Below are 16451 nucleotides of genomic sequence, written 5' to 3'. Positions count from 1 at the left end.
AGTTCTTGGTCATTGACAATTAAATCGCTAATGACCCCCCACTGATAATTGATAACTGTGTATGAGTATTTCTAATTTTTCTCAACGTCGTTTAATTAAAGTTCCTCAAGTACCTAGTGTTTGGGAGGGAGATCGTCGCCCTCTGGCTGGGCTTAGTGTTGATCTGGAGTCAGAACTAGAAGAAAATGGTGATTGTATTATTTGGATTGATGGAACGGAAGGTTTTGTTCGGGCGATGGAAATTGTTTCCCCCCAAATGGGAACGGAAGCCATTGTCAGAACTTTAATTAAAGCGATTGAAAATCCCCATCGCCCCGGCCAACCTGCTCGACCTCAAAAAATTATTGTGCGCGATCGCAAATTACAATTTTTCTTAAGAGGTGTACTACAAAACCTAGATATTGTGGTAGAATATGCGCCCCAATTACCTTTAATAGATGAGCTTTTCCGAGGTTTTGAGAAAATGGCCGGAGTGCCTTCCCACGCTTTAGCACCCGTCTATCGAGAATTATTAAATAAAATCGCCCAAGAGATTTGGCAAAAAGCACCTTGGAATATTTTAGCCGATCATGATGTTTTAGAAATTGAATTAAATCAATGGGGAATTGAAAAAATTTATCTTTGTGTAATGGGAATGTTAGGCCAAGAATATGGGGTACTTTTATATCGTTCCCTTGAGTCTTTAAAACATTTTAGAGAAACAGTTTTAGATCATGATTCTTTTGAAAAGTTAGAAAGTGCTTTTCTAGCTCAAGACTGTTGGTTTTTAAATTTTGAAAGTATGGAAGATGATGAAGATGAAAATTTAGAAAATTTACGTTTTGGCGAAATTCGGTCTATTTTTGGTAGTGTTCACCCCTATGAAGGGATGCGGCCTTTTTTAGATGAGGAGGAGGCGATCGCTGTCTATAGTGCCTTATCGGCTTTTATTCAGTTCTTTGATGAACATAAAAAAATCTTGGCACAAGAAGATTATCCTGAACTCAAAAAATCCTATAAAATTAAAGTTAATCAACAATCAACTAAGGGCAAAAAATCAATTAAAACCGAAGAAATAGTTAAGGAAATTTTTGATATTTCCGTTTCAACTTTGCCGGATTTAGTTCAAGAATTTTTAGATTTAATAGAGAGTGAAATTGAAGAAGAAGAGGAATATTTATCGGGAATGAATGTACCTTTAAGGGATGATTTAATCCCCGATCGATCTTTTTTAAGTCTAGGAATGATGCCTTGGGAAATTATTAATTTTTTGAAACAAGACCCTAAAATTTATTATCAAAGTGATAATATTTCTGAACAAGGAGAAGGTTTACCTATTATTTTAATTCAAACTTCCCGTCCAAAAGCGTTAGTTTTAATCGAAAGAATTAAAGAGGATGGAGGCTTAAGTGCCGTTTGTTTTAACCCTGGGGAAGATCCATTTTCTGAGGTGACTTATGACTTAGGAATTTTACAAACAGGGGATCAAAATTTATATTTATTTGCTGAATTTTTAAGTGATGATCCTACCCATATAGAAGCCAGAAACAAATGGGATCAAAGATGTAAAAAAAATAATGGGTCTTGTGGTTTAATTATTGCTAAAGGCTTACAAGGAGCATCAAGAGGCAATCCTCAACTAAAAGATATGATGGCATTTTTTGAGGCTAAATCAGTTAATCCTCGTGATCTGGGCATGGGTGTTTTACAATTAATGCCTGACCTAGAATTTTAATCATTGATTATTAACAAATAACTAATCATAAATAACTAATCATAAATAACTAAAATGACTCAATCTTCTTTAAATTTATTAATTTGCAATGATGATGGAATTTTTGCTAAAGGGATCCGTGTTTTAGCTAATACTTTAGTGGCCGCTGGCCATCAAGTTACTGTTGTTTGCCCAGATCAGGAGCGATCGGCTACGGGTCACGGATTAACTTTACATCAACCAATTCGAGCTAAAATGGTGGACGGGATTTTTGATGAAAGAGTTAAGGCTTATGCCTGTTCCGGTACGCCTTCCGATTGTGTTAAATTGGCTTTAAGTGTGGAGGAAGTGTTAGAAAAACGCCCTGATTTTGTGTTATCTGGTATTAATCACGGGCCAAATTTAGGAACGGATGTTTTATATTCAGGTACGGTTTCCGCCGCTATGGAAGGCACAATTGAAGGAATTAATAGTATTGCTGTAAGTTTAGCTAATTATACAGCAGGAGAATTTCAAAATTCAGCAGATTTTATTGTGACATTTTTAGATACTTTAAGCAAAAAAAACTTATCAAAAGTAACTTTATTTAATATTAATATTCCAGCTTTACCAAAAGAAGAAATTAAAGGAGTTGTCATCACTCGTCAAGGTTTAAGACGTTATCATGAGCAGTTTCAACACCGTTTAGATCCGAGGGGAAAAAGTTATTATTGGTTAGCAGGAGAAGTAATTGAAGATATTGAACAACCTCCTAATCCTCATTTACCAGAGCATACTTTAACCGATGTTCAAGCCATTAAGCAAAAATATATTACAATTATGCCCCTACAATATGATTTAACCGATGTCAAATTGATTAATGAATTAAATGATTGGTCATTCGTCATTAGTCATTAGTCAATTCTCAATAATCAATAATCAATTTATGGTATTGTAAGATTGATCCTTTAACTGTATATGATAAATCAGCTATGTCTTCAGCATCCTATTCCCAAGGTGGACAAAATAATACCGATATTGTAACCCTGATTGACGAAACAGGGCGATCGCTTGATTGTTATTTAGAAAATTCTTTAGAGTTAGATGGCTCAATTTATCTGTTACTCTTACCAATAGATTCTCCTGTGGTAATTATTGCATGGGATGAAGATCAAGATGAGAACGATGAGGTTGCTGATGCTATCATTATTGAGGAGCCAGAAGAGATCCAAATGCTTTTTGCTGATGCAAAAGCCGTCTTAGGGGAATTAAATTTAGTCTTACAAAATACCGCTTTTTCTTTAACAGTAAGTGGTGAACTTCCCCCTTTACATGAAGATGAAATTTTATCATTAGAATTAGATGAAGATGACGAAAATGTAGATACAGAAGATCTGCAATTTTTGGCTAGTTTTTATCATAATAAAGCTAAATATAGTATTTATAGTCCCGTTGCACCTTTATTGTTTGTGGCTTGTGATAATCAAAATGGTCAACTAGAATTATTATCACCTGATGATGCCAATTTATCTTCTATTTTAAGTTTTTTACTCCATGATGATTTAGATAATAATTAGTTATTTGTGATTGAATTTAAGAATTTCCGACTGCAATTCTCATTTAAAGAAAAACAGATCATTATTAATCTTTGAAAACCGCAAAATTGAGGTTAATTGTTGTCAAAATTTACCGTTAAAGTCTTTAATTTTCGATCGACAAATATACTAGATCAAAAAATCTTAAACCTTAGAATAACAAAGTAACCTAACACTCTTTTCCTACTTTGGATTTTCTATAGTTATTAAGATTTTTTTTGCATAGGCACTTACTTAATGGCAAAAATTAACAATTATTTACAAAAATCTTAGTTTAAACGGGGATCACTTCAATAACCCTTCTTACTTGAGAATAGTTAACCTCCCATTTAACTCAATTTTTAATTAGCTCAAAGCCTTATCTAACAAGCTTTTTAACCTTCTTACTCCCTTAGAAGATTAACCCCTTTTACCCCGATCTTGAGGGGCTACCTTTGGTTATTTTTCTTTTGTTCGCAATTATTATAACTAAGTACACAAAAAGTAAAAATTAGCTAAATTTAAGCAAAAAATAGAATTAGAGTAAATTAAAATCAAAAATTGCTTTAATCCTCTTGATAACTTTAATTTACTCAATTTTTCATTTTTAACACCCCTTTTCTTTTTTAAAAAAATTGTTAATAATACAGGCAACGCAAAAAAATTAATTAACCCAAGAAAAAACTAAGTATAAATTACTATCATTTTCTTGATTAAAACCGCAATTATTAACAATAAAATTTTTCTAATTAAAAGGAGAAAAAACAAGATGAAACTCTCAGTATATGGTAAAGGTGGCATTGGTAAATCCACAACTAGCTGTAATATTTCCGCCGCCCTAGCGAAAAGAGGCAAAAAAGTTTTACAAATAGGTTGCGATCCCAAACATGACAGCACTTTTACCCTCACAGGTTTTCTCATTCCCACCATTATTGACACCTTACAAGAAAGAGATTTTCATTATGAAGATATTTGGCCGGAAGATGTGATCTATAAAGGTTATGCCGGAGTTGACTGTGTAGAGGCAGGTGGGCCTCCGGCGGGTGCGGGTTGTGGCGGTTATGTAGTGGGCGAAACCGTCAAACTCCTCAAAGAGTTAAACGCTTTTGATGAATATGATGTAATTTTGTTTGATGTGTTGGGTGACGTGGTTTGTGGTGGTTTTGCCGCACCTTTAAACTATTCTGACTATTGTATGATCGTTACAGATAACGGTTTTGACGCTCTTTTTGCCGCCAACCGCATCGCCGCCTCGGTGCGTGAAAAAGCGCGCACTCACCCCTTACGTTTAGCGGGTTTAATCGGTAATCGTACCGCCAAACGGGATTTAATTGAAAAATATATTAGTGCCGTGCCGATGCCCGTTTTAGAGGTTTTACCGTTAATCGAGGATATTCGAGTTTCCAGAGTCAAAGGAAAAACTTTATTTGAAATGGCAGAAACGGATCCTTCTTTAAATTATGTTTGTGATTATTACTTAAATATTGCAGATCAAATATTAGCTTTACCTGAAGGAGTTGTGCCAAATGAAGCCCAAGATCGGGAGTTATTTTCTTTACTTTCCGATTATTATTTAAACCCTCCTAAAGGTTCAGAAGTTGAAGAAGAATTAGAGTTAATGATGGTGTAATTTTAATTAATAATTGATAATTGATAGTTAATAGTTTAAGTTTTCTAGTTTAATTTTGATAACTAATGATTGATTTTGAGGAATTAGAATCATCTCTAAAAACTAAATGGTTAGATTATTACAAAAATAATCAATCTTGGATAAGTAAATATTTATCTGGATCCGTAACCATCCAATTAAATAATAGACAATATATTCCAGAAGTAAAACGCCCTAATTCTAGTTTTATTTTAGCAGTAATTAGCATTTTAGAACCTAATGTTAAAGACTGGCTAATCTTTCTCTCTCAAGCGGAATCTGATACTCATAAAATTGTTTTAGCTCTGGGTTTAAATTTTAATCCAGATGAAATGCTAAAAAAAGAGAATTTAGAAATTAGTGAATTACAAAAAGAGATTATTTCTCAAGATAATTTATCAAATTCTAAATTAATTCAATTTGAAGATTTAAAAAAAGAACTAAAGGAAAAATGGCTTAATTATTTTGAGTCTAATGAAGATTGGATCTGCTCATTAGCTATGTGGAGTAAATCCAGTGCAGATTCAGAAGAAAAACGTCCTATGACTTCTTTTATCTTAGGTTTTGCTCTTACTATACAGCCAAGAATACAAAAAATGTTGACTCCTTTATTTAGGATGGATCCATCGGGTGAAAAAGTAATCTTAACATTAGGATTAGATTTTGATCCTAGAGTCGAACTAGATAATAGAGAAAAAAATAAAGAAAATCAATTACTTGATCCCTATTTTCCTCATAATTCTGATTTAGAAGAATTAGAAAAAATTAGAGCAGAAATTAGGAAACAAGAACAAAATAATTGATTTATTTTGATTAAAAATTAAACCTTAGTTATCTTTAGATAACGTCAAAATCTTAGCTTTGAAATTCATTTCAAAGCGGTATATTAAAAACAGAATAACTTATAAATAAAAAAAATTTTTTCTTTTATAAAAATAAGTTAATTCTAACAAGACAACCCGCCTTGAAATTAATTTCAAGGCTAACATAAACCGTTCAATAAATTGAACTAATCAAGCTAAAAAGTTAATTCTTAGTTATCTTTAGATAACGATTAATATTAGTTTTGAAATTTATTTCAAAGCAATATTAAAACTTAACTTTTGACCCATAAAATCAAACCAGCAAGATGCTTATTTTTCTAAAAAAACATTAATTTAGGAGCTAAAAAAATGACCCTTACCCAAGATTCTACCGCCTTAACTTTTGACTGTGAAACTGGTAATTATCACACCTTTTGCCCCATCAGTTGTGTAGCTTGGTTATATCAAAAAATTGAAGATAGTTTCTTCTTAGTGATCGGCACAAAAACCTGTGGTTATTTCCTCCAAAATGCCATGGGAGTAATGATTTTTGCTGAACCCCGTTATGCCATGGCCGAATTAGAAGAAGGGGATATTTCCGCAAAATTAAATGATTATGAAGAATTAAAAAGATTATGTTTACAGATTAAAAGAGACAGAAATCCGAGTGTAATCGTCTGGATTGGTACTTGTACAACGGAAATCATTAAAATGGATTTAGAGGGAATCGCCCCTAAATTAGAGGCTGAAATCGGTATTCCCATCGTGGTGGCGCGTGCCAACGGTTTAGATTATGCCTTCACACAGGGAGAAGATACGGTTTTAGCGGCTATGGCACAAAGATGCCCCTCCTCCACTGAAATTAAAAAAGATGAGGATAAAGAGGAAAGAAACGCTATTCAAAAATTATTAAATTTCGGACGCAAAAAAGAGGATGTAACAAAAGAAGAATCTGAGTATAAAGAGCATCCCCCCCTCGTTTTATTTGGCTCATTACCCGATCCCGTTGTGACCAATTTAACCTTAGAATTGAAAAAACAAGGGGTTAAAATTTCCGGTTGGCTACCCTCAAAACGCTATACCGAGTTACCTGTGATTGATGAAGGTTATTATACCTGTGGGGTGAATCCGTTTTTAAGCCGTACCGCCACCACTTTAATGCGCCGCCGTAAGACGAAATTAATTGGCGCACCCTTCCCGATCGGGCCAGACGGCACAAGGGCATGGATTGAGAAAATTTGCTCAGTTTTCAATATTCAACCCCAAGGATTAGACGAAAGAGAGGCGAAAATTTGGGAAAGTTTAGAAGATTATGTGAGCCTAATTAAAGGAAAATCTGTCTTTTTTATGGGAGATAATCTGTTAGAAGTTTCCCTCGCTCGGTTTTTAATCCGTTGTGGTATGATTGTTCAGGAAATTGGTATTCCTTATATGGATAAACGCTATCAAAAAGCAGAATTAGACTTTTTGGCGCAAACTTGCGAACAAATGGGAACACCTTTACCGAAAATTGTGGAAAAACCCGATAACTATAATCAAATTCAGAGGATTTATGAGCTTAAACCGGATTTAGTGATTACGGGCATGGCACACGCCAACCCCTTAGAAGCGCGGGGAATTAACACAAAATGGTCAGTAGAATTTACCTTTGCCCAGATGCACGGTTTTACCAATGCGCGTGATATTTTAGAATTAGTTACCCGCCCTTTAAGACGTAATAATAATTTAAAAGATTTAGGTTGGGAAAAATTAGTTAAAGAGGAAGCTTTAGTTTAAGTTTTTGAAACTAGAGTAAGGTGGGCAAAGCGATCATAAGTTAAAGTTTAATTAAGTAATTAAATAAGCTTTGCCCACCCTACAGTTTAAAATTATGATTTATGATAATATTAGGGATACATATTTTAATTGTGTCCCTAGTTTATTTTTTAGGATTAAAATAATGGAAATTAATACAATAGATAATAAACAAATAGAATTACTAGATCAAGAGAATGATTTTGATAATGAATTTATATATGATGATGATGACAATAAAGAACCATTTGATCCAACTCTGATTAGGGTGAAAAATAAACCCATGACGATGGATTTATTACTTAAAAGAATTAAATATGATGAAATAGATTTAGCACCAGATTTTCAGCGTCAAGCGGGTATTTGGACAAATAAAGCAAAAAGTCGTTTAATAGAATCTCTTTTAATTCGTATTCCTTTACCTGCATTTTATATAGATGCAACTGATGATAATGAATGGATTGTGATAGATGGTTTACAAAGAATTAGTACCTTTAAAAGTTTTATTATTGATAAAGATGAAAAAAAGAAACTTAAATTGACTGGATTACAATTTTTAACAGATTTAGAAAATAAAAGTTATGATGATTTACCTCGTCATTATCAAAGAAGAATAGACGAAACAGAATTAACAATTTATTTAATTGAACCCGGAACTCCTGATCAAGTAAAATATAATATTTTTCAGAGAATTAATACAGGAGGATTACCGCTTAATAATCAAGAATTACGTCAAGCAATGAATCCGGGTAAACCAATAGAAATTATTAAAAGATTTGCTAATTTACCTGAATTTGAAAGAGTTACAAAGTTAACGCAAAAGAAAAAACAAAGATTAGAGGATCATGAATTTGTACTTGGTTTTATTGCTTTTACATTAACAAATTATCAAGATTATCCTGAAAAAAAAGGACGTAATTATTTTTTGAATGAAGCTATAAAAAAATTAAATAAAATAGAAGATTTGTTAATAGAAGAAATAGAACATAAATTTATTAAAGCGATGAAGGTCGCTTATGATATTTTTGGAGATACAGCTTTTCGTAAATCTCAAAATTCTCCTGTAAATAAATCTCTTTTTGAAACATGGTCAATTACTTTAAGTGAATTAAATCAAGAAGAAATTAATATTTTAATTACTAAAAAAGAAATATTACAAGAAAAATTTAAACAAAAGATGAAAGATGATCCTGATTTTTTAAAGTCTATATCTCAGGCAATTTTCAAAGTAAAATATAGTTTTGAGCAAATTAATAATATAGTTCAGGAGGTTTTATCATGCTAAAATCATTAACTTTAAAAAATTTTAAACCTTTTGAAAATCAATCTTTTGCCTTAAAACCTTTAACCTTATTATCTGGCTTAAATAGTAGTGGAAAATCATCTGTATTACAATCTTTACTCTTATTAAGACAATCCTATCAACAAGATTTGTTAAAAGATAAAGGATTAGCTCTTAATGGTGATTTTGTTAGCATTGGAACTGCTCAAGATGCTTTATTTGAAAGGGCAAAAGATGATTTAATTATGTTTGAAATTATCACAGAAAATGAGATGACAAGTAAATGGGTTTTTCATTATAACCGAGAATCAGATATTATTCAGCTTTCTTCATTTTCTATGATCAATCAAACTGTTTATAATGAAAGTCTTTTTAATGATAATTTTCATTATTTAAGAGCGGATAGAATCTCTCCTAAAAATTATTTTGAAATTTCTGATTTTCAGGTAAAACAACATCAACAATTAGGCAATCAAGGAGAATTTACACCTCATTTTCTTTCCGTTTATGATGAAACAATTATTATTAATAAAAATTTGTCTCATCCTTCAGAAAATTCCCTCAAATTTCAAAATCAAGTTGAAGCTTGGTTAGGAGAAATTAGCCCAGGTACAAGAATTGAGATAGAATCTTTTTCAGGAATGGATTTAGTTAGTTTACAATATTCTTATGGACTTAGTAATCCTTATAGATCAACTAATGTTGGTTTTGGAATTACTTATACATTACCGATTATTGTTGCTATTTTATCAGCAAAAAAAGACTCATTAATATTATTAGAAAATCCTGAAGCTCATTTACATCCACAAGGGCAATCTAAAATAGGTGAATTAATTGCTTTAGCTTCAAGTTGTGGTGTTCAAATAATAGTAGAAACCCATAGTGATCATCTTTTAAATGGTATTCGTAAAGCGGTACGTCATAATAAAATTAATGCTGAAGATGTGCAAATTCACTATTTTCAAAGATATTTAAAAAAAGGTCAAGCCATAACTGAGATTATTTCACCTCGTATCTATCAAGATGGAGGAATTGATAAGTGGCCGGATGGTTTTTTTGATCAAGCTGAAAAAGATTTAATGGAGTTATTATAAATGTACTTTTTGATCAATGAACTTTCTTTAATTTCCCAAGCAAAAGATTCTTATGAAGTTGATGAATTAATGAAAGATTTATTTAAAATTATTGAAGAAATAACCATAATTCAAAATGGTGATCCAATTTTAACTCATAGTAGTTTTGCTAGTAAAAATTTATCAAAAAATTTAACAATAAGTCAATGGATTTTTCAAACAATTAAATCTCAAAAATCTAATCAGCAAAAAATAGCTCAAATTTTACTTAGACTCTTAAGTAAAGGGCCTTTTATAGATTTACAAGGGGTAATAGATAATTGTCAATGTTTTTATCAAAAAAAAGATGTTTCATCAAGTTCATTAACAGGTGCAGTTAAACTTGAAGGAATCTTAATTAGTTTACAAAATGCTCCTAATTTTACTGATGGAAATATTGAGGTTGAATTTCAAGAAAATAACAATATTTTAGAAAGTAAAATAATTAAAAATTTAACCAAAGTTGATCAAGCAAAAAAACTATGTCCACGTTATAAACTTCATTTAAAACATGATAGTTTAGGTTATTGGAAAAATGCAACTCCTATGGATTTAAGTGATGAAAAAGCCCAAAAAGTTTTAAATATTTCTATCGCAGATATTAATGAAAATAGCAATAAAAGATATGGTTTTTGTAAAGAAAATGATCAATTTTATGTTTTTCATTATGACAATACTTTTGATGACGAAGGTTATCCCACTTATCACGGTTATCCAATTGATGAAAAAGAGATTCCTTCTGTGATCAAAAATAAACTTATAACTAACAAAAACTAAGTTATTAATGCAGTTACTTTATTAGTTATTTTAAGATAAAATTATAAACTAATTTAATCATGTCACAACGTAAAATTATTGGCTTAACTGGTGGAATTTCTACGGGGAAAACTACGGTTTCTAATTATTTAGAAAGTAAATATCAAATTCCTGTTTTTGATGCGGATCTTTTTGCTAGAAATGCTGTTGAAAAAGATAGCCCCATTCTCACTAGAATTGTTGAAAAATATGGGGAGGATCTTTTATTATCCGATCGCACCCTCGATCGCCAGAAGTTAGGATCAATTCTTTTTCATGATGCCCATGCGAAACAATGGCTAGAAAATCAAATTCATCCTTTTGTTAAAAATTGTTTAATTAAGGCAATTAATAATTCAGATGCTAAAATCATTGTTTTAGCTATTCCCCTATTATTTGAAGCGAAAATGACTGATTTAGTTACGGAAATTTGGGTAGTTAATTGTGATTATAAAGTACAATTAGAAAGATTAATGAAAAGAAATAATTTGAATCTAAATGAGGCGCAAATCAGAATTAAAAATCAATGGAGTTTAGATCAAAAAATTGCTTTAGCTAATGTGGTTTTAAATAATAATTCCAGTGTAGAATTTCTTTATCAACAAATTGACCAATATCTGAAATAAGACAATTTATTAAATATTAATTTTATTAATTATTAATAATCAATTGACAAAAACCTAGATTTACTGAATATGTAATCAAAAATTTTTTGCTATATCGTTTTTTACTAGATAGTTTTGACGATTTCTGATGAATAACTTTAACTAAAACTGCATATTCAGCAAATCCAGACACATCACGAAACATGAAAAAAATCACGAAACATGAAAAATCCACTTCAAACTTATATCTTTATAATAACTTTATTTTTTCAATTTGGCAATCAGGGAAATCCCTTATTTCTTTATTTTTTATCTCGGTAAATTTACTTAGATTAATCAATATACTGTTGAGATTTTACTAAAAAATAGGGATGGTAAAATGAAATTCACTCCCTTGATTTTTACCTAAAGAATTAGCCCAAATTTTACCGCCCCAGCCTTCAATAATTTGCCTACAAATAGCTAACCCTAAACCTGTACCTCCGGTGCTTCTTCTTAATGCTCCTTCTTCTTGATAAAAGCGATCAAATACTGTTTCTAAGCGATTTGTTTCAATGCCTCGCCCCGTATCTGAAATGATAACTTCAACATTTTTATTATTAGTTAGTTGGGCTGAAATTATTATTTCACCGTCCATCGGGGTAAATTTGCAGGAATTATCTAAAAGTTTGGCTAAAACTTCTACTAGCCATTCCCCATCTCCCCTAACTAAAGGCAATTTTGAGGATATTTGAGATGTTATAGTGGGTAAATCATTACCATAGTGACGAGCTTGAACATTGCTCACAGAAAGGGCAATACATTCCTCTAAACAAAGGGCTTCAAAATTCCATTTGATTCGGCCACTTTCTAACTGTGATAATGTTAGGAAATCTTGGACTAATTTTTTCATTCTTTCCGCATCATTGAGGGCAGTTTCTAACATTATTTTTCTCATTTCTAGGGGCATATCTGGATCACTGGCTAAACTTTCTAAACATACTTGAATGGTGGATAATGGTGTTCTCAATTCATGGCCGGTAATGGCCACTAAGTTCGATCGGGTGCGATCTAAGGCTTCTAATTGTTGATTAAGATGTTCTAAATTGTGATAGGCTTCGGCTTGAATCAAGGCTACGCCCACTTGAGTGGCGATGGCATTTACGAGAGCCAGATCTTCATTTTTCCAAATAATAGGAGGATTTTGACAATGATGTAATTCCACCATTCCTAACAATTTATCTTGATATAAAACAGGCACAAGTAGCCAAGAAACAATGCCATAATTTTGAATTAAATTAACTAAAATTTCTTGAGAATTATCGGGATTAAATAATAAGGATAAATTGGTATTTGCCAAAATATTATTAATAGATAAAGATTGTTTTTGCTCAACAACAGTTTGAAATAAATTATTATCTTTTAATGGCCAATATTTTCCCAAACTTGAGATAGTATGAGGTTTTAAATATTGATGTTTAATTTGAGCAAATTGATCCGTTTCTTGACAGCGATAAATTATACAACGACAAACATTTAAACCTTCTCCCAATATATCTACAGCTAATTGCAAAATTTCTTCAGGATCAAGGGATTTACGGATAGCGATAGCGACTTCATTAATTAATCTTTCTTTTTCCTCTTTACTGGTTAAAGTTTTATTAGCTTTAATTAACTTATATTGACTAGCTTGTAAATAGGAAATTAAACGTAAAACAAAAGGATCAGGATTGCGAATCCCACCGTTCATATTTTTAGTAGAAGGTCGCCCTCTTTTGGGTTTATTAGTTAAATAAAGTTCTTGTGCTTCACTAATTTTAGCACTTAATTCAGGACGATAAAATTGAATTTTTGCTAATAATAATTGAGCCGCTTGTTGAGCAACTGATCGTTCAAAAGTACACAGCCCATCAAAACGTCTAGCATTATCAATTGTTACTTCAAATTCTTCTTTTTGAGGGTGTTTTTCCCGATTAATTAAACAACTACCATATTCTTGGCCAATTATCACTAAATGCCATTCTTTAAACAGTTGATCTTCGGGGGAAAAAACAATAGTTTCGTATGGATCAGAATTATTAATAAAATCCTTTTCAGAAGTAGCTAAAACATAAAGATGATCGGTTTTAAGAGCAATTTTTTGATAACGCTGAATTTCAGGACGATAAAAACGCTCATGTTGAAAACTAGCAATGACTAACGGCCGATCCAACTGGGCTAAAGCTTGATCTTCCATCGCTTTAGAAAGTGCTTTTAAGGAAGATTTAAAATACATTTGTAGTCGTTTGTCTGGAAATATTTTTAATAATTCTTCAACGATCGAGTTTTGGCTATCCATGAATAGTGAACAAAGACCAAGTAATAATTAATAAGTAGTAAGTAATAAGTAATAAGTATTAATCAACTGATAGCTGATTAAAAAGGAAATAAAGGTAATAAAATGGTAACAAAATAATAAACCAAAGGGGCAGTAAAAACATAACTATCCGTGCGATCTAAAATCCCACCATGGCCGGGAATTAATTGCCCAGAGTCTTTAACTCCCGCATCTCTTTTCATTACGGACTCAATTAAATCACCTAATAAGCTAGTAATAGCGATTAATAATCCTAAAATTAAACCAGTAATGATCCATGAATGCCAGTGAAAATACCATGCACCGATCTCGGCCACCGTTAAACTACCTAAAAAACCAAAAATTGCGCCCTCTACGGTTTTTTTCGGGCTAATATGGGATAGTTGGGTTTTGCCAAAGGATTTTCCCATAAAATAAGCCCCAATATCCGCCGCCCAAATACAGGCCATCACTAAAAAAGTTAAAGTTAAAGCAAAGGGAAATTGACTCGGATCCTGCCATGAATTAGGAAAATAACCCATTAACGGTAAATTAATACTGTCTTGATCAAATAATCCTACTCTTAAACGAATCCAATAACTGGGCAAATAACCCCCATAAAATAAGCCTAAAATTGAGGTGGAAATATCGGCGATCGTGGCAATTTTCTTTTTAAATAATAAATAAAAACAAATAAATGCCCCCGCAATGGGAAAGATGGCATCCGTTAAATGAGGTCTCAAAAAGGCCGAACTAATTAATAAACATTGAGATAAAATTAAGGTAATTTTTTTTGATGGTTCAATCCCTTTAGCCTGAACCATGCGAAAATACTCCAGTTGTCCTAAAAAAACAATCACTGCTATCCCTAATGTAAAATACCATCCGCCCAAGGTAATAATAATCAAGGCAAATGCGATCGCAATAATTCCGCTAATGATACGAGTCCAAGGCATAGAATTTAGATTAAGTAACTGTGGTGAAAAAGTTAAGGCATTAATGTGATCTTAAGGTAAAGATAATCTTTTTTGCTCAAAACTTTAAGAATACCTGATCAAAGATTAACAAATTATGATCTTCTTTTGACCAACCATCGGGGAAAATTTTTAGTTTTCCTACTTAGACTCTTGCCTTTACAATCCTCATTACGATACAATAAAAAATTGTGTCTTTATAATAAAGAGTATTTTAAACCAATGGCTAAAAAAAGCATGATCGAGCGTGAGAAAAAACGTTCTCGTCTGATCGAAAAATATGCAGACAAAAGAGCAGAATTAAAAGAACAATTCCGCACGGCTGAGTCTGCCGCTGAAAAATTAGAAATTCAACGTGAAATTCAAAAACTTCCCCGTAATAGCGCTCCTTGTCGTCAACGTAACCGTTGTTGGTTAACTGGTAGACCTAGAGGCTATTATCGTGATTTTGGTTTATCTCGTAATGTGTTACGGGAATGGGCGCATCAAGGCTTATTGCCCGGTGTGGTTAAATCTAGTTGGTAGTCTAACTTTTATTAGAATCAAGAGAGACGCAACTTTTTACGTCTCTCTCGTTACTTATGACTTAATTTAGCCGCCACAACAGCGATCAATCCCTAAGCTTTCTAAAATTAAATCACTGACGGCATTAGCGATCGCAAATTCACTGTAAAAACTTTTCGTAAAATCAAAGTTTTGCATTTCCGTAACGATCGCAATCACTAATGAGCCAAGATCATTTTCACCCTCTAAACGTTGACGGATAAAAATTTGACTAGCACGATGGGCGATCGTCAAATTGATCACTTCAGGTAAAAACTCTTGATCTAGCCATTGGTGTAAATTATGCTGTAACCATTCTCCTTCTTGGCTTGGATCCTGAAGGGGAGGTAAGGTAATCGGAGGAATAGGAGTCGCCATTTTGAAAATTTACAATTTAAAACCGACAATTGAAAAGTCAAAATCAATTATAAATTATTAATAATTAACAATAAATAATTGACCATCTACTTAATTAATTAATAAAAGTTGACAATTGACAATTGACAATAAATTTTTTTATTGTCCACTGTTGATTGTCTATTGTCAAATGATAATTACTGACTCAAAAAGCAATGGCATTTAATATTAAGGCAATTATTGAAGGTTATTCCCAAGGTTATTTTCTGATGGCTGAAGATGATAATGGGGAGTTAGCTTGGTATTCGAGTAAAAAGCGCACTATTATGCCCTTAGATGGGCGTTTTCGCTATCCAAAATCCCTCAATCGAGTTTTGAATCAAAATCGCTTTTGTGTGGCAATTAATCGTGATTTTGAGGGGGTTTGTCGGGGCTGTGCCAATCGCCCTAGCACTTGGATCTCAGAAGAATTAATTGAACTGTATCTGTCGTTAAATCAAGCGGGATGGGCTTATAGTTTTGAAACATGGCAAGGGGATCAACTCGCCGGAGGCATTTTAGGTTTGGCGATCAATGGTGCTTTTATTGGGGAATCTATGTTTTATCATATTCCTGATGCTTCTAAAGTGGCCATGGTTAAATTAGTTGAACATTTACGAAAACAGGGTTATCTTTTATTTGATGTGCAAATGCAAAATCCTCATTTAGAAAGGTTTGGAGCTTATATTATTGAAGAAAAAGAATATCAATTTTTATTAAAGAAAGCCATGTTATTTAAACCAAAATTTAAGGATAATTAATAGGTTATTTGTGATTGGTTATTTGTTTTTTATCAAAAAATTATCCTGTCTCAAAAATGGGAGCTAACAACCTATTGATCTGCTAGATTTAGCACTACCTAAGATATAATAGAAAACTGATTTATCAGTTGTTGACAATAGACAATGGGCAATTTAAAAAGTTATTGTCCACTGTCCA

General features: G+C 32.2%; 15 protein-coding genes. 12 read left to right on the top strand and 3 right to left on the bottom strand.

Annotated features, from left to right (window positions below):
• The first annotated feature begins 61 nt into the window (after positions 1 to 61).
• From Anndu_RS09095 to coaE, 10 genes are all read left to right on the top strand, one after another.
• Positions 62 to 1714: a DUF6930 domain-containing protein gene (locus Anndu_RS09095; RefSeq protein ID WP_464100903.1), complete on the top strand. Its 1653-nt coding sequence runs from the start codon at positions 62 to 64 to the stop codon at positions 1712 to 1714.
• Between the two features lie 54 nt (positions 1715 to 1768).
• On the top strand, positions 1769 to 2590 hold the full coding sequence (surE, locus tag Anndu_RS09090; protein ID WP_464100902.1) for a 5'/3'-nucleotidase SurE: 822 nt from the start codon (positions 1769 to 1771) through the stop codon (positions 2588 to 2590).
• 74 nt (positions 2591 to 2664) lie between these two features.
• Positions 2665 to 3249 carry a DUF3727 domain-containing protein gene (locus Anndu_RS09085; protein WP_464100901.1) on the top strand — a complete coding sequence of 195 codons (585 nt, stop codon included), beginning with the start codon at positions 2665 to 2667 and terminating at the stop codon, positions 3247 to 3249.
• Between the two features lie 766 nt (positions 3250 to 4015).
• On the top strand, positions 4016 to 4876 hold the full coding sequence (gene bchL, locus Anndu_RS09080) for a ferredoxin:protochlorophyllide reductase (ATP-dependent) iron-sulfur ATP-binding protein (RefSeq protein ID WP_464100900.1): 861 nt from the start codon (positions 4016 to 4018) through the stop codon (positions 4874 to 4876).
• A 65-nt stretch (positions 4877 to 4941) separates the two neighbouring features.
• Complete coding sequence (locus Anndu_RS09075) at positions 4942 to 5697, top strand: DUF5331 domain-containing protein (RefSeq protein ID WP_464100899.1); 756 nt, start codon at positions 4942 to 4944, stop codon at positions 5695 to 5697.
• A 369-nt stretch (positions 5698 to 6066) separates the two neighbouring features.
• Complete coding sequence (locus Anndu_RS09070; RefSeq protein ID WP_464100898.1) at positions 6067 to 7473, top strand: ferredoxin:protochlorophyllide reductase (ATP-dependent) subunit N; 1407 nt, start codon at positions 6067 to 6069, stop codon at positions 7471 to 7473.
• A 163-nt stretch (positions 7474 to 7636) separates the two neighbouring features.
• On the top strand, positions 7637 to 8776 hold the full coding sequence (locus Anndu_RS09065; protein WP_464100897.1) for a DUF262 domain-containing protein: 1140 nt from the start codon (positions 7637 to 7639) through the stop codon (positions 8774 to 8776).
• Positions 8770 to 9867, top strand: coding sequence for an AAA family ATPase (locus Anndu_RS09060; protein ID WP_464100896.1), 1098 nt, complete (start codon positions 8770 to 8772; stop codon positions 9865 to 9867). The genes Anndu_RS09065 and Anndu_RS09060 overlap by 7 nt, the downstream gene beginning before the upstream one ends.
• Positions 9868 to 10662 carry a hypothetical protein gene (locus Anndu_RS09055; RefSeq protein ID WP_464100895.1) on the top strand — a complete coding sequence of 265 codons (795 nt, stop codon included), beginning with the start codon at positions 9868 to 9870 and terminating at the stop codon, positions 10660 to 10662.
• Between the two features lie 59 nt (positions 10663 to 10721).
• Positions 10722 to 11306: a dephospho-CoA kinase gene (gene coaE / locus Anndu_RS09050; RefSeq protein WP_464100894.1), complete on the top strand. Its 585-nt coding sequence runs from the start codon at positions 10722 to 10724 to the stop codon at positions 11304 to 11306.
• A gap of 337 nt (positions 11307 to 11643) precedes the next feature.
• Here coaE and Anndu_RS09045 read toward each other — a convergent pair whose 3' ends face one another.
• Together Anndu_RS09045 and Anndu_RS09040 are read right to left on the bottom strand one after the other, a co-directional pair.
• Positions 11644 to 13602: a DICT sensory domain-containing protein gene (locus Anndu_RS09045; RefSeq protein WP_464100893.1), complete on the bottom strand. Its 1959-nt coding sequence runs from the start codon at positions 13600 to 13602 to the stop codon at positions 11644 to 11646.
• Between the two features lie 77 nt (positions 13603 to 13679).
• Positions 13680 to 14555 carry a phosphatidate cytidylyltransferase gene (locus Anndu_RS09040; RefSeq protein ID WP_464100892.1) on the bottom strand — a complete coding sequence of 292 codons (876 nt, stop codon included), beginning with the start codon at positions 14553 to 14555 and terminating at the stop codon, positions 13680 to 13682.
• Positions 14556 to 14795: 240 nt separating this feature from the next.
• Here Anndu_RS09040 and rpsN point away from each other — a divergent pair, with 240 nt between their 5' ends.
• Entirely contained in the window at positions 14796 to 15098 is a 303-nt protein-coding gene (rpsN, locus tag Anndu_RS09035; protein ID WP_464100891.1) for a 30S ribosomal protein S14, read from the top strand.
• A gap of 66 nt (positions 15099 to 15164) precedes the next feature.
• Here rpsN and Anndu_RS09030 read toward each other — a convergent pair whose 3' ends face one another.
• A complete protein-coding gene (locus tag Anndu_RS09030; protein ID WP_464100890.1) occupies positions 15165 to 15494 on the bottom strand; it encodes a hypothetical protein in 330 nt (109 codons plus the stop codon).
• Between the two features lie 194 nt (positions 15495 to 15688).
• Here Anndu_RS09030 and aat point away from each other — a divergent pair, with 194 nt between their 5' ends.
• Positions 15689 to 16273 carry a leucyl/phenylalanyl-tRNA--protein transferase gene (gene aat, locus Anndu_RS09025; protein ID WP_464100889.1) on the top strand — a complete coding sequence of 195 codons (585 nt, stop codon included), beginning with the start codon at positions 15689 to 15691 and terminating at the stop codon, positions 16271 to 16273.
• Positions 16274 to 16451 lie beyond the last annotated feature (178 nt).

The sequence above is a fragment of the Annamia dubia NIES-4383 genome (assembly GCF_055394725.1).
This window is presented reverse-complemented; position numbering and strand designations above follow the sequence as displayed.